General features: G+C 73.2%; 17 protein-coding genes. 8 read left to right on the top strand and 9 right to left on the bottom strand.

Annotated features, from left to right (window positions below; all coding sequences use genetic code 11):
• Positions 1–7 precede the first annotated feature (7 nt).
• Genes BKA18_RS31825 through BKA18_RS31810 form a run of 4 tightly spaced genes read right to left on the bottom strand, consistent with a single transcriptional unit; the run spans position 8 to position 3,560 of the window.
• Positions 8–949: an ornithine cyclodeaminase family protein gene (locus BKA18_RS31825; RefSeq protein WP_366044576.1), complete on the bottom strand. Its 942-nt coding sequence runs from the start codon at positions 947–949 to the stop codon at positions 8–10.
• A complete protein-coding gene (locus tag BKA18_RS31820; RefSeq protein ID WP_366044577.1) occupies positions 946–2,079 on the bottom strand; it encodes an aminotransferase class I/II-fold pyridoxal phosphate-dependent enzyme in 1,134 nt (377 codons plus the stop codon). Before BKA18_RS31820 ends, BKA18_RS31825 begins: the two co-directional genes overlap by 4 nt.
• Positions 2,076–2,729, bottom strand: a complete 654-nt coding sequence (locus BKA18_RS31815; protein WP_366044578.1) for a helix-turn-helix transcriptional regulator — start codon at positions 2,727–2,729, stop codon at positions 2,076–2,078. Before BKA18_RS31815 ends, BKA18_RS31820 begins: the two co-directional genes overlap by 4 nt.
• Positions 2,730–2,786: 57 nt before the next feature.
• The gene (locus BKA18_RS31810) at positions 2,787–3,560 is read right to left on the bottom strand and encodes a PaaX family transcriptional regulator C-terminal domain-containing protein (RefSeq protein ID WP_366044579.1); all 774 of its coding nucleotides are present in this window, start codon (positions 3,558–3,560) and stop codon (positions 2,787–2,789) included.
• Positions 3,561–3,634: 74 nt separating this feature from the next.
• Here BKA18_RS31810 and BKA18_RS31805 point away from each other — a divergent pair, with 74 nt between their 5' ends.
• The 5 genes from BKA18_RS31805 (at position 3,635) to BKA18_RS31785 (ending at position 10,526) form a co-directional block, all read left to right on the top strand.
• Entirely contained in the window at positions 3,635–5,287 is a 1,653-nt protein-coding gene (locus BKA18_RS31805) for an acyl-CoA dehydrogenase family protein (RefSeq protein WP_366044580.1), read from the top strand.
• Entirely contained in the window at positions 5,287–6,054 is a 768-nt protein-coding gene (locus BKA18_RS31800) for a crotonase/enoyl-CoA hydratase family protein (RefSeq protein ID WP_366044581.1), read from the top strand. The genes BKA18_RS31805 and BKA18_RS31800 overlap by 1 nt, the downstream gene beginning before the upstream one ends.
• Before the next feature lie 152 nt (positions 6,055–6,206).
• Positions 6,207–6,716 carry a DUF1990 domain-containing protein gene (locus tag BKA18_RS31795; protein ID WP_366044582.1) on the top strand — a complete coding sequence of 170 codons (510 nt, stop codon included), beginning with the start codon at positions 6,207–6,209 and terminating at the stop codon, positions 6,714–6,716.
• A gap of 177 nt (positions 6,717–6,893) precedes the next feature.
• Positions 6,894–8,117 (top strand): metallophosphoesterase, encoded by a 1,224-nt coding sequence (locus tag BKA18_RS31790; RefSeq protein ID WP_366044583.1) that lies wholly within the window; start codon positions 6,894–6,896, stop codon positions 8,115–8,117.
• A gap of 273 nt (positions 8,118–8,390) precedes the next feature.
• Positions 8,391–10,526 carry a SpoIIE family protein phosphatase gene (locus tag BKA18_RS31785; protein WP_366044584.1) on the top strand — a complete coding sequence of 712 codons (2,136 nt, stop codon included), beginning with the start codon at positions 8,391–8,393 and terminating at the stop codon, positions 10,524–10,526.
• A 240-nt stretch (positions 10,527–10,766) separates the two neighbouring features.
• Here BKA18_RS31785 and BKA18_RS31780 read toward each other — a convergent pair whose 3' ends face one another.
• On the bottom strand, positions 10,767–12,164 hold the full coding sequence (locus tag BKA18_RS31780; protein ID WP_366044585.1) for an NADP-dependent succinic semialdehyde dehydrogenase: 1,398 nt from the start codon (positions 12,162–12,164) through the stop codon (positions 10,767–10,769).
• Positions 12,165–12,647: 483 nt separating this feature from the next.
• Here BKA18_RS31780 and BKA18_RS31775 point away from each other — a divergent pair, with 483 nt between their 5' ends.
• Entirely contained in the window at positions 12,648–13,454 is an 807-nt protein-coding gene (locus BKA18_RS31775) for a L,D-transpeptidase family protein (protein ID WP_429638785.1), read from the top strand.
• Positions 13,455–13,600: 146 nt separating this feature from the next.
• On the opposite strand, the gene BKA18_RS31770 is transcribed toward BKA18_RS31775, so the two are convergent.
• From BKA18_RS31770 to BKA18_RS31755, 4 genes are all read right to left on the bottom strand, one after another.
• Entirely contained in the window at positions 13,601–14,875 is a 1,275-nt protein-coding gene (locus BKA18_RS31770) for an MFS transporter (protein WP_366044587.1), read from the bottom strand.
• Between the two features lie 125 nt (positions 14,876–15,000).
• On the bottom strand, positions 15,001–15,252 hold the full coding sequence (locus BKA18_RS31765) for a hypothetical protein (RefSeq protein ID WP_366044588.1): 252 nt from the start codon (positions 15,250–15,252) through the stop codon (positions 15,001–15,003).
• Complete coding sequence (locus BKA18_RS31760; protein WP_366044589.1) at positions 15,246–16,643, bottom strand: glutamine synthetase family protein; 1,398 nt, start codon at positions 16,641–16,643, stop codon at positions 15,246–15,248. Before BKA18_RS31760 ends, BKA18_RS31765 begins: the two co-directional genes overlap by 7 nt.
• Positions 16,644–16,728: 85 nt before the next feature.
• Positions 16,729–18,792, bottom strand: a complete 2,064-nt coding sequence (locus BKA18_RS31755) for a SpoIIE family protein phosphatase (protein ID WP_366044590.1) — start codon at positions 18,790–18,792, stop codon at positions 16,729–16,731.
• Between the two features lie 207 nt (positions 18,793–18,999).
• Here BKA18_RS31755 and BKA18_RS31750 point away from each other — a divergent pair, with 207 nt between their 5' ends.
• Both BKA18_RS31750 and BKA18_RS31745 read left to right on the top strand, forming a co-directional pair.
• Positions 19,000–19,863, top strand: a complete 864-nt coding sequence (locus BKA18_RS31750) for a TetR/AcrR family transcriptional regulator (protein WP_366044591.1) — start codon at positions 19,000–19,002, stop codon at positions 19,861–19,863.
• 49 nt (positions 19,864–19,912) lie between these two features.
• Entirely contained in the window at positions 19,913–20,800 is an 888-nt protein-coding gene (locus BKA18_RS31745; RefSeq protein ID WP_366044592.1) for a beta-keto acid cleavage family enzyme, read from the top strand.
• Positions 20,801–20,829: the final 29 nt, after the last annotated feature.

Here is a 20,829-nt window from a genome sequence, read left to right as displayed (position 1 = left end):
GCCGGGTCTACCGGGCCAGTTCCCGCAGGACGGCTGAGGCGACGGCTGCGTCGAGTGCGCCGACGCCGGTCAGGTCCGCGACCGTGACCGCCTCGTCCGGACGCGCGAAGGGCCCGTCGAGCAGGAGACCAGCGGGGAGGTCACTGGTGGCGGTGGTGGCTCCGGCACGGACCGCATGGCCGAAGTCGCCGTGGTCCAGGCACTGTTCGTGGTCATCGGTCGCGATCAGCGCCGCGCGGGCGAAGAGCTCCGGGGGGAGTTCGTTCTTGTGCGGCATGTCGGTGCCGATCCCGGTCACGTGCGTGCCCGGTGGGACATGGGCGGCCTGCAGGACCGGGGAGGTGGCCGGCGTCGTGGTGAGGACCATGTCGGCGGCGGTGGCTTCTTCGGCGGAGGCGGGCCGGGCACGGTGGCCCTGCGCCGTGAACGTCTCGCACAGCGCCCGGGTCCTGCCGGGATGGCGTCCATGGACGAGCACCGAACTGATCGGACGGAGTCCGGCCAGCCATTCGATCTGGAGGCGGGCCTGTTCTCCGGTGCCGAAGACGGCCAGCGTGGCAGCGTTCGGACGGGCCATCGCATGGGTGAGCAGTGCGCCCGCGGCCGCGGTACGCCACGAGGTCAGCAGACCGTTGTCGTCGAGGATCGCGCGCACCTGGCCCGTACGGGCGCTGACCACGCACACCAGGCCGTGCTGGGACGGCAGTCCGGCTGCGGGGTTGCGGTAGAAGCCGGTGGCGATCTTGACGGTGAAGTCGTGGGCGCCGGTGACCAGGCCCGCCTTGACGTGGCAGTCCCCGTCGGCGTCGGGGAACTGCAGGTGCAGCGGGGGCGGCACGGTGGTCTGCCCCTTGGCGTGGGCGATCAGCGCACCGCGGACGGCGTCGAGGACCAGGTCCGTGGTGGCGACCCGTTCGATGGCGGCGGCGTCGAAGACGGGCGGTGTCATCGCTGTGCCCGCATCCACTGCGCGAAGGCGGCCAGGCCCTGCTCCGGATCGCGGCGGCCGATGCCGATGCGGAACCGGTCGGCCGGCGTGGGGGTGAGTGCGGAGCGGTAGATGCTCGCGGGCAGCAGCAGGACGCCGGCTTCCGCCACCAGGCGGGTGCAGAACTCCTCCACGCCTTCCGGGCCGAGGTAGCGGGGGTAGGCGACGCAGCCGCCGTCCGGCGCCTGCCACTCGAAGACGTCCCCGAACTCGGCGAAGAACGCTTCGAAGAACGGCAGATTCCGCTCGATCAGGGCCCGGTTGCGGTCCAGGATCGTCTGCCGGGCCTTGAGCGCGATGCGGGCCAGCACCTCGCCGGGGGCGGAGTTGCAGATGGTGGTGTAGTGCTTGGCCCGCTCCAGCCGGGTGAGCAGGTCCCGGTCACGGCAGGTGATCCAGCCGATCCGCAGGCCGGGCAGGCCCAGCGACTTCGAGGTCACGTTCAGCGACAGCGCGCGCTCGGACAGCTCCGCGGCCTGCGGAAGGGTGCGGGCCGGATCGCGTTCCAGACCGCGGTAGACCTCGTCGCTGAACAGGTGGATGCCGCGCTCGTCGCACAGCCGCGCCAGTTCGGTGAAGTCCGCGGCGCTGATGACCTTGCCGGTGGGGTTGTTGGGGAAGTTCACCGACACCACCCGGGTGTGCGGCCGGATCGCCGCCCTCACCCGGTCGAGGTTCAGGGCCCAGTCCCGGTCCGGGTCGAGAGCGACGCCGGTGACCTCGCACAGGGCCAACGGCACGGTCTCGGCCGCCTGGTAGTTCGGGGTCACCACCACCGCGTGGTCCCCGGCGTCCAGCAGCACGTTCATCGCCAGATACAGGGCCTCCTCGGCGCCCGCGAAGCAGATGACGTCGGCAGCGGACGCCCGCTCGTACGTCTGGGCGATCACTTCGCGCAGCGCCGGATCACCGTAGGTCTCGGTGTAACCCAGGGACAGGTTCTCGAATGCGGCGCGGTCCTGGTCGTCGGCCAGCGCGAGCAGCTCGCCGAGCGTCATGGTCTGGACGTCGGAGGCGGTCAGATGGTGGCGCGCGGTGAACTCCCACTGGGAGAAGTAGGTTTCGAGGCGGAAGTCGGGCAGCCGGGTCATGACGTCTGGTCCTTTGCGCTGGATGCTCTCAGTTCGGCCAGCAGGCCGTAGAGGGTGGAGCGGGAGACCCGCAGGGTGCCGGCGACGACCGGAGCGGCGCGGCGGACGGCGAAGACCTTGGCCTCCTCCAGCCGGGCGAGGACGGCCAGGCGGTCCTGGCGGGTCAGCCGCTCCACCGGGCGGCCGCACTCGCGCACATACGCACCGACGATGTGCTGGACACGCTCGCTCCAGTCCGCTTCGAACAGCGGCTCCGGGCGGGGTGCGGACGGTGCGCCGAATGCGGACAGCACGGCCGCGGCCTGCTCCAGCGGCGTGCGGTCGAGGTTCACGCACAGCACCGCCGACGCCTTGTCGTCCGCGTCGCGCAGGACCGCGCTGACCGACGACAGCCGTCGGCCGTCCGCGAGCAGCTTCTCGTAGGGCCCGAACACGTCCCGGGCCGTCGGATCGAGCGTGTCCAGCTCGCCGAGCAGCGACGGATCCCCCGGCCCGCGGGAGGTCATCGGATTCCAGATGGCCAGGATCCGGTCGGTGTCCGGATCGTGCAGGACCACTTCGGCGTACGGGCCGAGCAGCAGGGCGACGGCCCGGCAGACCGGCGCCCACGTCCGTACCCGGGGGTCGGCGTTCTCCTCCATGCTCTCCATGCATGGACTATAAGTCCAGGTTGGACTAAACGTCCAGAGCCCGGAAAGAGGCGGACCCTAGTCGGCCACGTACTGCAGCAGCAGATCACTCAGCTCGCTCTCGAACTCAGCGTAATCCAGGCGGAGTTGGTCGCCGGGCCAGCCCTCGGGGAGCAGCCCGGCGGGCAGCAGCGGGTCGGCGAGGAGATGGCGGAGGGCGGCGGCCGCGACGGTGAAGCGGTCGGCGGGGGTCGCGGCACGGGCCAGTGCGGCGCTCAGGTCGCGGGCCCGTCGTGCCCAGCCGGGCAGGTCCCACAGCCGGCCGGCGAGCGCCACCGGGTCACCGTCCGGGGTGCCGGTGAGCCAGGTGCACTGTTCGGTGACGACGGCGGGGCGGGGCCGGTCGAGGTTGGCGGGGCGCAGCCAGCTGCCCTCGCGCAGCTCGGCCAGCCGCAGCGCCGCCATGGCCTGGCGCAGCGCGGTGCGCTCGGCGGCCGGCCGGCCCTCCGGGCTGGTGATCACGGCGATCTCCCAGTCCCCGCGCCAGGGGCGGGTCCGCGGGGAGCGGCTTTCGTCCTGCCGGGTCTGGCGGGCCAGCAGCCGGGGGGTGAGTGCGTACGAGCCGTCGCTCTGGTGCAGGTCACCGGCGGCCACCATGCGGGAGAGCGCGACCCGGACGGTGCCCTCGGCGATGCCGAAGAGCTCGCCGACGCGCACCAGGGCACGGGCCGGCAGCCGCGGCGGGTGATGCCCCAGCAGGGTGCTCAGCACGATGGAGCGGGCGGTGAGCGGGCGCAGGGCGAGCGCGTCGGCCGCTCGGTCGCCGCTGGTACCGGTGTCGTCGTCGTTCATATGTGCCCGAAACTCTAGCCAGCCGTTCTATTACAGTCTTCCCACAGGTGTTTGGCTTCTGTAACGTCAACGGTATGACCGTCACCCATGAAGTCGTGAATCAGGCTCCGCCGCTGACCGGGTTCAGTACGGCGGACGAGCCGGCCCTGCTGGAGGCGCTGCGCCGGGACGGTGCCGAGTGGGGCGTGCGGGAGGTCTCCGAGCTCGGTGCGCTGGCCGGTTCGGCGGCGGTCCAGGACCAGGCCCGCTGGGCGGAGGAGCAGCCGCCGCGGCTGCACACCCACGACCGGTTCGGCCACCGCATCGACGAGGTCGAGTTCCACCCGGCCTGGCATCAGCTGATGACCGTCGCCGTGGAGCACGGTCTGCACGCCGCGCCCTGGGCCGACGACCGCCCCGGCGCGCATCTGGTGCGCGCCGCGAAGTTCTACGTCTGGTCGCAGGCCGAGCCGGGACACGGCTGCCCGGTCTCGATGACGTACGCCGCGGTCCCCGCGCTGCGCGCCGCACCGGAGCTCGCCGCGCAGTACGAGCCGCTGCTGGCCGCCCGCAGCTACGACTTCGGGCTGCGGGCGCCGCTGACCAAGTCGGGCCTGATCGCGGGCATGTCGATGACGGAGAAGCAGGGCGGCTCCGACGTACGGGCCAACACCACCCACGCGGTGCCGGCCGGCGACGGCACCTACCGCATCACCGGCCACAAGTGGTTCACCTCCGCGCCGATGAGCGATGTCTTCCTGACGCTGGCGCAGACCGCGGAGGGGCTCGGCTGCTTCCTGCTGCCGCGGGTGCTGCCGGACGGCACACGTAACGGCATGCGGCTGATGCGGCTCAAGGACAAGCTGGGCAACCGCTCCAACGCGTCCAGTGAGATCGAGTACGACCAGGCGGTGGCCTGGCCGGTCGGCGAACCGGGCCGTGGGGTGCGGACCATCGTCGAGATGGTGAACATGACCCGGCTGGACTGTGTGCTGGGCTCGGCGGCCGGGATGCGGGCCGGGCTCCGGCTGGCGCTGCACCACACCGCGCACCGGCGGGCGTTCGGGCGGGAGCTGGACCGGCAGCCGCTGATGCGCTCGGTGCTCGCGGATCTGGCGATCGAGTCGGAGGCGGCGACGCTGCTGGGGATGCGGCTCGCGACGGCGGTGGACCGCTCGCAGGCCGGGGACGCCGGAGAGGCGGCGCTGCGCCGACTGGCGCTGGCGGCCGGCAAATACTGGGTGTGCAAGCGGGGCAGCGCCCATGCGGCGGAGGCGCTGGAGTGCCTGGGCGGCAACGGCTACGTCGAGGAGTCGGGCATGCCGCGGCTCTACCGGGAGGCGCCGCTGCTGTCCATCTGGGAGGGCTCGGGGAATGTCGCGGCGCTCGATGTGCTGCGGGCGCTGGGCAAGGAACCGGCCGCGCTGGACGCGTTCTTCGCCGAGGTGGAGACCGCGACGGGCGCGGACCGCCGGCTGGACGCGGCGGTGGCCGGGCTCCGCAAGATGCTCGGCTCGGCGGCCGGTCCGGAGCGGGCGCAGCTGATGGCCCGGTCGCTGGCGGAGCGGATGGCGCTGGTCCTCCAGGGGTCGCTGCTGGTGCGGTACAGCCACCCGGCCCTCGCCGACGCGTTCTGCGCCTCACGGCTCGACGGGGAGTGGGGCAATGCCTTCGGCACGCTGCCGGCCGGCGTCGATCTGACGGCGGTCCTGGAGCACGTCCGGCCGCAGACCGCGAGCGCGGCCTGATGTCCGTACGGGTGGAGCACGCCGGTCCGGTGACGACGGTGGTGCTCTCCCGGCCGGCGTCCCGCAACGCCGTGGACGGCGCGACGGCCGCTCAACTGGCCGATGCCTTCCGGGAGTTCGATGCCGATGACGGGTCGCGGGTCGCGGTGCTGTGGGGCGAGGGCCAGACGTTCTGCTCCGGCGCCGACCTCAAGGCGATCGGCACCGAGCGCGGCAACCGGGTGGCGGCGGACGGGGACGGGCCGATGGGGCCGACCCGGATGCGGCTCGGCAAACCGGTGATCGCGGCGATCGCCGGGCATGCGGTGGCCGGCGGTCTGGAGCTGGCGCTGTGGTGCGATCTCCGGGTGGCGGAGGAGGACGCGGTCCTGGGCGTGTTCTGCCGGCGCTGGGGCGTGCCGTTGATCGACGGCGGCACGGTGCGGCTGCCGCGGCTGATCGGCGCGAGCCGGGCGATGGACCTGGTGCTGACGGGGCGGCCGGTCCCGGCCGCGGAGGCGCTGGACATCGGACTGGTCCACCGCGTGGTGCCGGCCGGTTCGGCACGCGCGGAGGCGGAGCTCCTGGCGGCGGAGATCGCCCGCTTCCCGCAGGCGTGTCTGCGCAGCGACCGCGCTTCCCTGCTGGATCAGGAGGGCCGGGACGAGGAGTCGGCGATGGCCGGGGAACTCGTCTACGGGCAGGCCGTCCTGGCCGAGGCGTGGGAGGGCGCGGCGCGATTCGCCGCGGGGGCGGGGCGACACGGGGCGGCGGACGCGCACGGGTGAGCCGGAGCCCGGTCCGGGTCCCCGGGCTCCGGTAGCGGCCACTCCGTGCCTCCGCCCTGCCCACCAGCAGGGCGGACGTCGTTGCGGCCGGACGGTTCGCCGCGTACGGTCACGCCGTCCCCGCCCCACCGCCCGCCGCCAGGAGCACCCCCATGAGCGAACTGACCTACCCCGAGGAGGGCGGCACCCGGCGCACCCCGCTGCCGCCCGGCTACCACCACCTCCACGAGGAGCTGCCGATCGGCCACGGACGGGCGGCACTGACCGCGGCGGGCGAGGCGATCACCACCTTCCGGATGCACCGTGCGGCGGGCGCCGGCATCCGGGCCGACGCCCCGCGGGCCGCGCCGGGCGTACGGGTCGAGGTCGCACTGGGCATCGGCCCGCTGCGGCTGCGGGCGCCGTGCACCGTGGTGTGGACGGTGGCCGAGGAGCACCGCATCGGCTTCGGATACGGGACCCGGCCGGGGCATCCCGAGTGCGGTGAGGAGGCGTTCGTCGCCGAACTGCGCGCCGACGGCTCGGTGTGGTTCACGGTGACCGCCTTCAGCCGCCCCGCCGGGACGTTCACCCGCCTCGCCGGCCCGCTGGTCCCCGTCTTCCAGCGCCGGTACGTACGCCATCTCGGCCGCACCCTGCGCCGCCTGACGAGTCATCGATAACGGCCGTCCCGGGCCGTTGCACCGGGTCCGTCCAGGGGGCTTCCCTCACGCCCTGACACCCCCCGGAACACGCTTTGTTACCGATCCGTAGATTCACGGCTCCCGGCCTCCGTACGTCCACTTCCCCTTCATCGATCCGTCACCACGGCCTCGGCCGGCCGTGAAAGAAATCCCTCCATGTGTGAGGACGAACTGATCCCGCCGCAGGCGGACATGACCGAGCAGGAGTGGCTGAACACCGGCTCGGCGACGACGGCCGGGGAGCCGTCCATGCCCACGACGGGGCGCACGGTGCCCTTCGTGAACCGGCGGACGCTGCTGGGCGGCGCGATGGCCGGTGCGGCGCTCGCGGTGCTGCCGTCGCCAGCGCAGTCGCCCGCTTCCGCCGCCGCCCGCCGCGGGGCTCCGGGAGCCTTCCCCTTTCCCGAACACCCCAATGGCAAGGGCGAGTTCGCGATTCTGGTCACCGGGGACGCGGGGACGGGCGACGAGGCGCAGTATGCGGTGGCGGCCGCCGCGCGCGAGGTCTGCCAGGCCGAGCGGGTCGGCCTGGCGGTGGGCCTCGGCGACAACATTTACGAGAACGGGCCGGAATCCGATGACGACTCGGAATTCCAGGACAAATTCGAGAAGCCGAACAGCGGTATCGATGTGCCGTGGTTGATGGTGCTGGGCAATCACGACTGCTCCGGGCTCATTCCGGGCAGCGGCGGCGACCCGTCCCGCGGTGACCGTGAGGTCGCCTACGCCGCCACCTCGCGGCGCTGGTACATGCCGAGCCGCTATTACAGCGTGCCGCTGCCGGCCGCCGATCCGCTGGTGGAGTTCTTCGCGATCGACACGATTCCGTGGTCGTCGTACGTCGCCCAGATCGACCCGCGCTACCGGTGGGACGGGCCGTACATGCGCGAGCAGCGGAGCTGGCTGGACGGCGCGCTGCGCGCCTCGCGGGCCCGCTGGAAGGTGGTGATCGGTCACCACCCGTACCTCAACAACGGCAAGCACGGCAGCGCCGGTTCCTACGACGGGTTCGAGATCGGGAACTACACCAGCGGCGTCCACCTCAAGGACATGTACGACAGCGTGGTGGCCGGCCGGGCCGATCTGATCCTGTCCGGTCACGACCACACCCTGCAGATCCTGGAGCCGACGGCCCGTACGGGCGGCACCCGGCAGGTGGTGTGCGGGGCGTCGGCCAAGACGGAGGACGGGAAGGCGCACTTCGGGCACCCGGCGGCCTGGCAGAACTTCTCCGACCACGGGTTCATGCTGCTGAAGGTGTCCGGCGCGCGGCTGACCATCGAGGCGTACACCGTGGACGTGGCGACCCGGAAGGCCACCCTGGCGCACCGGACGCGGCAGACCCGGCCGGTGTCCGCGCCGGCGGGGGCGCACGCCTGACGCGGGCCGAGTCGTTCCCGGAACGGCGGCTCCCCTTGGCCCGGCCTGCAGCTGCTGGGTCAAGGGGAGCCGCGGCGCCGGAAATGCGGGTTTTCCGACCCGCGCCTAGGGTGTTCGCATGGCCGCGTTCCGGTGGATATCGGCCCCGGTCAACGGCCCGCGACCGAGGGCACGTGACGTGCTCGGCGCGGCGCGGCCTGCCCTGATGCCCGGCTGCCCGGCAGGGGTCGGACGGCCCGCCGCGGACCGCCGGGCCGCGAGACGTGGCGCGCCATGACCGGCCGGATCGTGGAACCGTCCGGCGAGGACTACGACCCCCTGGCCGACCGGGACTGGCGCCCGGTCACCGAGACCGCGCCGGGGGTGTCGCACCATGAGCCCGTCGGCCTGCGCGAGCGGCTTTCACTCAACCGGATGGGCACCTTCGACTGGGATCTGGACCGCGGGTCCATGGATCTGGACCCCGGCGCCATGGGCGTCTTCGATCTGCGCCCGGACGAATACGACGGGGCGCCGATGTCCCTGATCAGCCGGGTGCCTCCGGAGGAGGGCCGGCGGCTGGACGAGGCGCTCGCCCAGGCCCTGCGGGACGGCCACTCGTCCTACGGCGCGTACTTCCGGGTCCAGTGCCGCGACGGGACCCAGCGCTGGACCCACGCCCAGGGACGGATCCTGCACAACGCGGACGGAATGCCGTACCGGATCATCGGCATCGTCCGGGAGGCGACCAGCGAACTGGCGGACTCCGCGCTGCTGCGCTCGCTCCAGCAGGAGCGGCAGCGGCAGACCGTGATGGTGCAGCAGACCACCGCGGCGCTGGCCCGCGCGCTGTCCGTCAAGGATGTGACCCGGGTGCTCACCGACAGCGGCGGTGCCCGGCGGTTCGGCGCGGACGGGCTGCTGCTGGGTCTGGTCACCGACAACCGGTTCGAGGTGATCGCCGCGGCCGGGCTGGAGGGCGAGGTGCCCGACGACATGAGGACCTCGCGGCTGGACGACGCCCTGCCGCTGGCCGACACGGCGCGCTCGCGGCGCCCGCTCTTCCTCAGCAGCCGGAGCGAGATGATCGCCCGCTTTCCGCGGCTGCACCCGTACACCGAGGTGCTGCCGACGGGCAGCGCGGCGTTCCTGCCGCTGGTCGCGCAGGACGCCGTCATCGGGGCGCTGGGGCTGTTCCACGCGGAGCCTGCGGTGCCGTCGCCGGAGGCCAGGAATCTGGCGCTGGCACTGGCCGGTGTGGTCGCCCAGTCCGTACAGCGGGCGACCCTCTTCGACCAGGAGCGGGAGTTCGCGACCGGGCTCCAGGCGACGATGCTGCCGCGCCGGCTGCCGCCCATCGCGGGCGGCGCGGTCACCGTCCGCTACCACCCGGCGAGCGTCGGACGGGACGTCGGCGGCGACTGGTACGACGTGATCGCACTGCCCCAGGGGCGGACCGGGCTGGTGGTCGGCGACGTCCAGGGCCATGACACCCATGCGGCCGCCGTGATGGGCCAGCTGCGGATCGCACTGCGGGCCTACGCCAGCGAGGGGCACTCGCCGGAGACCGTGCTGGTGCGGGCCTCCCGCTTTCTGTCCGAGCTGGACACCGAACGCTTCGCCACCTGCACCTACATCCAGGCCGATCTGGAATCCGGGGCGCTGCACCTCGCCCGGGCCGGCCATCTCGGCCCGCTGATCAGCAACACCTCCCGGCACATCGACTGGCCCGAGGTCCGCGGCGGCCTGCCGCTGGGGCTGGCCACCGCCTTCGGGCACGACCACTTCCCGGAGACCCAGCTGTTCCTGGAGCCCGGCTCGACGCTGCTGCTGTGCACCGACGGACTGGTCGAGCAGCCCGGTCACGACATCTCCGCCGGCATCGACGCACTGTCCCGGGCCGTCCGCGAGGGCCCCACGGAGCTGGAGGCGCTGGCCGACCGGCTCTCGGACCAGCTGTGGGCCACCCCGGGGTCCGAGGACGACATGGCTCTCCTGCTGCTGCACCGGCTCCCCGGCCCCGGGCCCGCGACCACACCCCGGCTGCGGCTGCATGTCCATCAGGCCGACCCGTCGGGCACCGCGGAGGTCCGCGCGGCGCTGCGCCGCACGCTGGACCAGTGGCGGGCGGGCTCGGTCAGCCACCACATCGAGGTCGCCGCCTCCGAGCTGATCGCCAATGCGCTGACCCACACCGAGAGCGGCGCCCTGGTCTCCATGGAGTTGCTGCCCGGCACCCCCCGGCGGATCCGGCTGGAGGTCGAGGACCGCTCCAGCCGGTGGCCGCGGCGGCGCAGCCCCGGGGAGACCGCGACCTCCGGCCGGGGGCTGCTGCTGGTCGAGGCCTTCGCGGACCGCTGGGGGGCGGAGCCACGCGGTGCGGGCAAGGCACTGTGGTGTGAGTTCGCGGTGCCGGCGGAGCCGGCCTGATCGTGCGCACCTAGTGCCAGGTGCTCGTGACGCTTCATGAGGCGGACGCGCGTCGTCCGCTGCCCTGTCACAGAGGGGCGGCCGAGCCGGCCGACCTGGCCGTGGGCCGACTCGGCCTGACGGGAACGTACACCCTGAACTCCACGACGAAAACCGCTTCGGGGCAGGCGCGTTGGGGCGAAGCGACCGGGCGTCCGCCGCGGCCTGCCGAGCGCCCCGTCGGGCCCCGCCCCCTGCTGCTCAGTCCTCCGGCCCGTACCACAGCGTCGTCATGTTGCAGAACTCCCGGATGCCGTGCCCGGACAGCTCCCGTCCGTAGCCCGAGCGCTTGGCGCCGCCGAAGGGGAGGCCCGGATGCGAGGCGGTCATCCCGTTGAAGAAGACACCGCCGGCCTGCACATCGCGGGCGAGCCGGGCCTGTTCGTCGGGGTCCCGGGTCCAGGCGTTGGAACTGAGGCCGAACGGCGTGTCGTTGGCGATCCGCACCGCCTCGTCCACGTCGGCGACGCGGTAGAGCGTGGCCACCGGCCCGAACGCCTCCTCGTAGTGGATACGCATGCCGGGGGTGATGCCGGACAGCACCGTCGGCTCGTAGAACCAGCCCGTGCGGTGCTGTGGCGGCCGCCGTCCGCCGCACAGCGCCGCGGCACCCTTGTGGACCGCGTCGTCGACGAGCTCCTCCAGGTCGGAGCGGCCCTGTTCGCTGACGAGCGGCCCGACCTCGGTCTTCTCGTCCATCGGATCGCCGACCGTCAGCGCCGCCATCCGGTCGGTGAACCGCTCGGTGAAGGCGTCGTAGATGTCGTCGTGCACGAGGAACCGCTTGGCCGCGATGCACGACTGACCGTTGTTCTGGACGCGCGCCGTGACCGCGACGCGGACCGCCTTGTCGAGGTCGGCGGAGGGCAGCACGATGAACGGGTCGCTGCCGCCGAGTTCGAGGACGGTCTTCTTGACCTCGTCACCGGCGACCGAGGCGACCGCGCGGCCGGCCGGCTCGCTGCCGGTCAGCGTCGCGGCGGCGATCCGCGGGTCGCGCAGGATGTCCTCGACGGCGCCGGACCCGATCAGCAGGGTCTGGAAACAGCCCTCGGGGTAGCCCGCGCGGCGGAAGAGCTCCTCGATGTACAGCGCGGTCTGCGGGACGTTCGAGGCGTGCTTGAGCAGCCCGGTGTTGCCCGCCATCAGGGCGGGCGCGGCGAACCGGACGACCTGCCAGAGCGGGAAGTTCCAGGGCATCACCGCGAGGACGGTGCCGAGGGGGCGGTAGCGCACCACGGCGCGGGCCGCGCCGGAGTCGCGGACGTCGGCGGGGTCGGGGTGCTCGTCGGCCAGCAGCTCCTCGGCGCGGTCGGCGTACCAGCGCATGGTCTTGGCGCACTTCGCGGCCTCCGCGCGCGCCTGGGCCAGCGGTTTGCCCATCTCCGTGGTCATCGTGCGGGCGATGCCGTCCTGGTCGGCGTCGAGCAGCTCGGCGGCCTTGCGGAGCAGCTCCCTGCGGCGGGCGAAGCTGGTGCGGCGGTGCTCCTGGAAGGCCTGGTCCGCCCGGACCAGATGGTCTTCGATCTCGCCGGCGTTGAGCGCGTCGAAGGTCTTCAGGGTCTCGCCGGTGGCCGGGTTGACCGTGGCGATGGCCATGATCAGCACCTCCTTGATGGTGCGGGCGGGGCACCCGCGGAGTACGGGGCGTCGGTCCGGGCGGCTCCTAGGAGAGCGGTGAGGGGGCCGGGGACGGCTCCGGGACCGGGTCGGGATCGGGTCCCGGCGGCCGCGGGATCGGCGACGGTTCCGGCGGGATGGGGTCCGGCTGGCCGGGCGGGCTCGGCGGGCCGGGCAGCGGGTCCGGGACGGGGTTCGGGGGCGGCCCTCCCGGATCCGGGGTGGGCTGCGGCTCGCGGTCGAGCGTGCGATCGCTGCGCGTATGGGGTTGCCGCTGCACGGTGGGCCTCCAGCATGAGATGTCTAGTGGCACATGGGCCCCGTACCCGAGTTTCGCCCGTCCATGACCCCGGCGCACGGTGGATTGCGGCGGACGGACTGCGCCGGGGCCGGGGGCGGCGTATGTGACCTGATCGGACGGCGCCCGGCGGGCCCGTCGCGCTCTACCGTGCGGTCATGCCCATGACGCGTACGCGTACCAGGACGATGCACCCGGCCGCGGCCGGGACCAGGACCTCGGCCGGAGGCGCGGGCCGGGCGGCCGGGGTCAGGGCCGCGGTGCTGCTGCCGGCGGCTGCCGCGCTGATCCTCGCGCTCTGCGCGCCCGCCCCGGCGGCCGCCTCGCCGCCCGCAGGCTCCCGCGTCCCCCTGCCCTCCCGTATGGCGGACACCGGGGGCGGCGACCAGCTCATCACCGCCCAGGCGCGCACCCCGCGTGCCACCACCGGGACGGTGACGTGGTGGCAGCGCCACAACGGCCGCTGGCGGCGGGCCGGTTGGGCAACGGCCCGGTTCGGCGCCCACGGGCTGACCGAGGGCCGCACCCGAGTGCAGGGCACCTCGACCACCCCGACCGGCCTGTACGACCTGCCGTTCGCCTTCGGCATCGCCCCGGCGCCGCCCGGCACCACCGTCCCCTACCGCCGGGTCGACGCGGACTCCTGGTGGTGCGAGGACAACGCCTCGGCCTCCTACAACCGCTGGGTGGCGCCCCTGCCACCGGACTGCGCGGCCGCCGAGTCCGAACGACTGGCGGACCACCCCACGCAATACAGCCGGGCCCTGGTCACCGGCTTCAACTACCACCGCCCGGTCCACGGCCGCGGCGCCGGGATCTTCCTCCACGTCCACGGGAAGGGCGCCACGGCCGGCTGTGTATCCGTACCGGCCGGGGCGATGGCGCGGATCCTGTCCTGGGTACGGCCGTCCCGGCATCCGCACATCGCCATCGGCACGGCGTATGGGCGTACGGCGCTGACGCGGTACTGACGGGACGGGGGTGAGCATCGGGAGTCGGGGGCTCGAAGCCCCCAGCGAGGCCCCGCGAGCTCTCCCCCGCCCCCTCCCCCTCCTCCCCCTTCGGGGGAGGGGGCGGGGGGTGGGTTCGGGGGTGGGGGGGGAGCAGCACCCGCTCCTCACGCCCGTGGCGCCCGAGCGTCATAGCGGGCGAACCCGCGGCGGGCGAGGCCCAATCCGGTGACCACCACGACACAGGCCGCCCCGCCGCCGATCACCGCGGTCGCCGGGGAGGTCAGATCGGCCACCGACCCGGCGAGGAAGTCGCCCAGCCGCGGCCCGCCCGCGACCACGACGATGAAGACGCCCTGGAGGCGGCCGCGCATGGCGTCCGGTGTCGCCGCCTGGAGCATGGTGCTGCGGAACACCATCGAGACGGTGTCCGCGCAGCCGGCCACCGCCAGGAAGAACAGGCCGAGCCACAGCTGACGGGAGAGTCCGAAGCAGGCCACGGCCGCGCCCCAGGAGGCCACCGCGAGCAGGATGGCCAGACCGTGCCGGCGGATCCCGCCGAGCCAGCCGGAGAACAGCCCGCCCAGTACGGCGCCCACCGCGGGCGCGGCGACCAGCAGACCGACGGTCTTGGCGTCCCCGGCGAACCACAGCACCGCGACCGCCGGGAACAGCGCCCGCGGCTGGGCGAGCACCATCGCCGCCAGATCGGAGAAGAACGTCATCCGCAGATTCGGCCGGGTGGCGAGAAACCGCAGCCCGTCCAGTACGGAGGCCCGGCGCCGCGGCCCCTCCCCCTGGTCGGGCCGCATGGACGGCAGCCGCCACATCGCATACAGCGAACCGCTGAAGGCCACCACATCGATCAGGTACGCGGTCTGGTAACCCCACAGGCCGACGATGACGCCGCCCAGCATCGGCCCGCACATCAGACCGAGGTTACTGGTCAGCGAGTTGAGGGCATTGGCGGCCGGCAGCTGCTCGGCGGGCAGCAGCCGCGGGATCATCGACGAGCGGGCCGGGGAGTTCATCGCGAAGCAGACGGCCTGGACGGCGACGACCCCGTACAGCAGCCAGACCCGGTGGAATCCGGCCAGGGCGGCGACGGCCAGCGTGAGGGACATCGCGGTGGCGCCCGCGGCGCTGTAGAGGCCCAGGGTGCGGCGGTCGACGGTATCGGCGATGGCGCCGCCGTACAGCCCGAAGACCACCAGCGGGACCAGTGCGCACAGGCCCACCAGACCGACCGAGAAGGTGGAGTGGGTGAGGGCGTAGACCTGTAGCGAGACCGCGAGCGCGGTCATCTGCTGGCCCATCCAGGAGATGGTGTTGCCGCACCACAGACGGCGGTAGTCCGGCGAGGTGCGCAGCGGGGTCAGATCGGCGAATATCCGGGAGCGCAGGGGTATTTCGCCCTTTTCAGAGGTTGTTGTAGGGGCCACGCGGCGCAGTAAAGCACGCCGCCGGGACGGACCGTGCGACAGGGCGGGAAGAGGCTCTCGGCGCACTCACCCCTTACGCGCCACCTCCGCGGCCGCCCGGTACGCCAGTGAACCCACCGGCCCGCTCAGCCGCCCGTTCGCCAGTGGTCCGCGGGCCCGTTCAGCCGCCCGGTACGCCGGCGGCCCGCAGGCCCGTTCAGCCACCACGTACGCCAGCGGCCCGTCGCGGGCGGCCGGTCCGATTCGGTGAGGTACCCGGCGAACGTCCCGAGGTCGGGCTCGTACCGGAGCACGCCGTGGCAGTGGTGGTCCACCAGCGGCGGCAGGCCGTCGGCCGCGCCGGGGCCGACTCCCGCGACATCCGCGGGCATCACCACCGCCAGCGGGTGGCGGCGGCGATCTCCTCGGCCTCGCTCTCGGCGAAGTGGGCCTCCTCCGCGCGCCGCACGGCCAGCACCGCGCCGTGCAGCACCTCCCCCATCGCCTCGTGCAGCGGGGCCGACTTCTCCAGCCGGTCGGCGGCCTCGGTGAGGGTGGCGGGCAGCCGTACGATGCCGCGCCGGGCCCGCTCGCGGACGCCGAGTACGCCCGGGTCGCCGGTCTGCGGGTCGGGCAACTGCGCCGCCGATTCGATGCCGTGCAGTCCGGCCGCGATGACCGTGCCGACGGCGAGATACGGATTGGCGGCGGCGTCGAACGTCTTGACCTCGGCGTGGCCGCCGTCCGGGTCGTCGGGGGCGCCGGTGATCAGCCGCAGCGCTGCCTCCCGGTTCTCCACGCCCCAGCACTGGTAGACGCCGGCCCAGTGGGAGGGCTGCAGCCGCAGATAGCTGGCGGGCGACGGGCAGCCGATGGCGAGCAGGGCGGGCAGGGCGTCGACGAGGCCGCCGAGGAAGGCCACCGCGTCCGGCGCCAGGCCCCATTCGGCGCCGGGGGTCCGGTGCAGGCTCGCCCCGTCGCGGTAGAGACCGAGGTGGAGGTGGCAGCCGTTGCCGACCTGGCCGGCGACGACCGACGGGGCGAAGGAGGCGCGCAGCCCGTGCCGGGCGGAGACGGCGCGGACGGTCTCCCGGACCAGCACCACGTCGTCGGCGGCGCGGACCGGATCGGCGGGGGCGGTGGTGACCTCGAACTGGCCCGGGGCGTACTCGGGGTGGAGCTGGAGGACGTCCAGGCCCTGGACGCCGAGCGCCTCGGTGACGTCCCGGAGGTAGTCGGAGAGTTCGACGACGCGCGTCATGCCGTAGGCGGGGCCCGCGCAGGGGTAGTCGAGCACCTCGTCCGCGCCCTCGGCGGACGGGCCGTGCCCCGCCGGGGCGCGGGTGACCACCCACTCCGTTTCGAAGCCCATCCGCAGTGCCAGACCGGCCGCGCCGGCCCGCTCCACCATCCGCCGGGCGAACTGCCGCTGGCAGGCGGGGTGCGGCCGGCCGAGCTGGTCGTAGCGGTCCACCGGCGCCCAGGCCCAGCCGGGCTGTGCCGCGAGGACGACGACGCGGTCCAGGTCGGGGAAGAGCCGCAGGTCCCCGTCGGGCCCGCCGATGTGCTCGGATTCGGTGATGTCGTCGTCGGAGGTGAAGACGTCGAAGACGGGCGACATCCCCACGCCGCGCTCCGCGGCCGCCGCGAACCGCTGCACCGGAACGGTCTTGACGCGAGTGATGCCCGCATTGTCCACCCAGGTCAGCGCCACGTTCAGGACGCCCTCCGAGGTCAGTTGCGCCGCCAGCCGGCGGGCTTCCTCGCGCTGTTCCGCCCGCGATCCCATAGAACCGTCCTCACTCGACCGTGCCGACCCCTCGGCGCCCGCTGTGCTGACTGCCCGTGGCCGACGCGGCCCGATGCCTGGCCGGTCAGGAGCAGTTGAACTCGCACCATACGCACTTTCCGCTACCGCGCGGTTCCACACCCCAGACATCGGCCAAGCGGTCCACGAGGAGCAGACCGCGGCCGGAGACACCGGCCTCACCCGGTTCCCGGCGCCGCGGCAGGCTGCTGGAGTGGTCCTCGACCTCCAGCCGCAGCAGCCGCCCGACGCTGTGCGGCATACGGATGTTGACCACGGCCTCGCCGTCGGTGTGCAGCAGCGCGTTGGTGATCAGCTCATCGGCGACCAGCTCGATCTCCTCGGCCCGCTCGGCCGCGCCCCAGGCGCGTACCGCGGCCCGGATCATGTGCCGCGCGGCCGACAGCCCGTCGGGGTCGGCGGGTGCGATGTGCTGACGGAACCGCCCCACGATGTCGTGCTCCGGGGCGCCCAGGCGGCGCAGCAGAAGCAGCGCCATATCGTCCTCGCCGGTCCGGGCGCCCGCCGATTCGCAGAGCCGGTCGGCGAGTTGCTGGACGTCCTGGGGGCCGTCGCGGACCTCGCGGGCCAACTGCCGCATCCCCTCGTCGAGGTCGGTGCCGGGCTGTTCGACGATGCCGTCGGTGCACAGCAGCAGGGTGTCGCCCGGGGCGAGCTGGACGGTGGTGACCGGATAGTCGAGCCGGCGGAATTCGGAGGCGATGCCGAGCGGCAGCCCGCCGGCCACCGGCAGTCTGCGGCAGATGCCCTCGGCGTGCCGCAGCAGCGGGTCGATATGGCCGGCCCGGACGATCCGGGCCGCGCCGGTGCTCAGGTCCGCATCGACATAGGTGCAGGTGGCGAAGCGGTCGGTGTCGAGCTCGTTGAGGAAGGCGGAGGCGCGGGCCATGACGGTGGCCGGGGCGTGCCCTTCGGCCGCGTAGGCGCGCAGCACGATCCGCAGCTGGCCCATCAGCGCCGCGGCCTGGGTGTCATGGCCCTGGACGTCGCCGATGACGGCGGCGACCCGGCCGTCGGGCAGCGGAATGACGTCGTACCAGTCGCCGCCGATGTCCCGGCCCATCCGGGCGGAGCGGTAGCGGACGGCGATCTGCGCGTTGGCGACGCCGGGGATCCGGCGGGGCAGCATGGCCTGCTGGAGGCCCGCGGCGAGATCGTGTTCCTGGTCGTAGAGCATGGCGCGGGCCAGGCTCTGCGCGATGCTGCTGCCGAGCGCGAGCAGGACGCTGCGCTCCTGGTCGCGGAAGTCGCTCTCGCGCTCGAAGAACAGGCCGATCACACCGATCGGGCGGCCCTGGGCGATCAGCGGCAGATAGGCGGCGGAGTTGACGTTCAGCGGCTCTATGGCAGGCCACAGCCGCGGCCAGCCACGCCGGAACTCCGCGCGGCTGGACACATACCGCGGGGTGAGGGTGCGGACCACCTCGCTCATCGGGAATTCGTCCCCCACCCGCGTGTATTCGAGGTCCGGTACGAAGCTGCCCGCCTTGCCCTCGGAGATCAGCCGGATACGGCCCGCCTCGACGAGGCCGAGGATCACGTTCTCCGCACCGAGCCGGCTCAGCCCCTGCTCGTCGGCGAGCACGGCGATCACGTCACCCACTGTTCTGGCGTGTGCCAGGGCGGCGGTGGTGCGCTCGACGACGCTGGTGTGCCGGCGGCGTTCCTCATCGACGGCGAGCCGCTCCGCCGCGTGGGTGTACTCCTGGCTGGCGTCGCGGACCACCCCGATGATGCGGCGGGGCCGGCCTCTGCCGTCCCGCCGGATGCTGCCCTGGCTGTGGGTCCAGCGCAGCTCGCCGTCGCGCAGCCGCACCCGGAAGTACGCGCCGTAGGAGTCGCTGCCGTCCTTGAGCGCCCGGGCGACCAGGGCGTCCAGACGGGCCGCTTCATGGGACGGGAGGCGACACCTGAGGGTCTCCGGACGGTCGTCGTAGTCCGCCGGGAGCATGTCGAACACCTCGAGGGCGGGCGCATCCATGTGCATCAGCCCGCTGTCGAGGTCCCAGTCGAAGCCACCCATGCCGTTGAGGGCCAGGGTCAGGTCCGGGTGGGCGGGCCAGTCGTCCGGCACCGACACGGCGGGCAGCTTCGCTCCCCGGTCAGCCATGACGTCACTTTGCCACATTCACCCGGATTGCGGCGCCTCCAGTCGACTCCCTCCACAGAGCTCCGGAGCCACCACCTCGGCAAACTGACTCATGCATCAGCTACCTCCACACCCCACCGCCCGCTCCCGTGCGAATAAGGCGATTGAGCTCCTCCCCCTCCCCCACACCATTGCGATGTTCTCAACACGCTGTTACGGTCCCGGACCATGGACGACGCCCCCGGAGACCGGGTCACCGACGACACCGGCGATGTCACGGACCGTGTCCGGCAGGTGATCGGCCGGCTCGGCTGCAGCCATCGCGAGTTCGCCCGCCGGATCGTGATGGACCCCTCGAAGCTGTCCCGGTCGCTGGGCGGCACCCGGCGGTTCACCCTCGCCGAGATCGTGCGGATCGCCGATATCGGGGCGGTCGACACCGGCTGGCTGCTCGGCGCCCCGGCCCGGCCCGCCGCGTCGCCCGACCGCGAACCGGCGGCCGTCCCCGAGGGCGGCCGGCCGCTGCAGATCGTGCGGGAGACCGTCCGGCTGATCGCCGTACACGGCTTCCACGGCGTACGCGTCGCCGATATCGCGGCCGCCTGCGGCACCAGCCCGGCCGCCGTCCACTACCACTTCCCCGGCCGCGACGAGCTGCTGGAGGCCGCGGTGCGCTGGTGCATGGACGAGGACACCGAACGCCGCGCCGCCGGCCTGGCCGAGGCCCCCGACGCCGGTGCCGAGCTGCGGCATCTGATCGCGCTGCAGACCCCGCGCACCGATCAGCAGCGCCGCCAGTGGCTGGTCTGGCTCGACCTGTGGGCCCAGGCGGCCCGCTCCACCGCCGTCGGCCGGCTCCACGAGCACTACTACCGGCAGTGGCGCAGCACCGTCGCCGACGTCGTACGGCGCGGCATCGACCAGGGCGTCTTCCGCGCCGTCGATCCGGAGTTCACCGCGCTGCGGCTGACCGCACTGATCGACGGCCTGGCCACACAGGTGCTGGCCACGGCACCCGACAGCACCGGCCCCGACACCATGCACGCCGCCCTGCTGGCCTTCGTGGAGAGCGAACTGACCCCCGCCGGCTGAACCGCCCCTCCCCGCACCCCGGGGCAGCACACCCACCGAAGGGACTCCCGTGAACAACGAGGTCATCATCACCTGCGCGCTCACCGGCGCCGGCGACACCGTCCGCCGCTCCCCGCACGTCCCGGTGACGCCCGAGCAGATCGCCGCGTCGGCCGTCGAGGCGGCATCCGCGGGCGCCGCCGTGGTGCACATCCATGTACGGGACCCCGGGACCGGCGACCCCTCCCGCGATCCGCGGCTGTACGCGGAGGTGGTCGAGCGGATCAAGGAGACCGGCACCGACGTCGTCATCAACCTCACCGCCGGTATGGGCGGCGACCTGGTCATCGACCCCGACCGCCCGCTCCGGCAGCTGCCCGGTACGGACCTGGTGAGCGGCCTGGAGCGGCTCCCGCACGTCGAGGAACTGCTGCCCGACATCTGCACCCTGGACTGCGGCTCGCTCAATTTCGGCGACGGATCCACCCTCTATGTCTCCACCCCCGACATGCTGCGGGCCGGCGCCCGGCGCATCCAGGATCTCGGCGTACGGCCCGAGTTGGAGATCTTCGACACCGGTCAGCTGTGGTTCGCCAAGCAGCTGCTGACCGAGGGGCTGCTGGACGACCCGACGGTCTTCCAGCTGTGCATGGGCATCCCCTGGGGCGCCCCGGCCGACCCGGGTGTGCTCCAGTCCATGGTCCACATGCTGCCCGAGGGCGCCCAGTGGGCGAGTTTCGCGCTCGGCCGGATGCAGCTGCCGTGGGCCGCCCAGTCGATCCTCCTCGGCGGCAACGTCCGGGTCGGCCTGGAGGACAACCTCTACCTCAGCAAGGGTGTCAAGGCCACCAACGGGCAGCTGGTCGAACGTGCCGTACGGCTCACCGAGTTGCTCGGCGCCACGGTCGCCACGCCCGACCAGGCACGTGCCCGGCTGGGGCTGAAGCCGCGCACCTGACCCCGCACCCCTTCCCTCCCGCCCTCTCC

Source organism: Streptomyces auratus, from assembly GCF_050433025.1.
GTDB lineage: Bacteria > Actinomycetota > Actinomycetes > Streptomycetales > Streptomycetaceae > Streptomyces > Streptomyces sioyaensis.
Note: the sequence above shows the minus strand (reverse complement) of the source record. Positions and strands in the feature narration are given on the sequence as shown.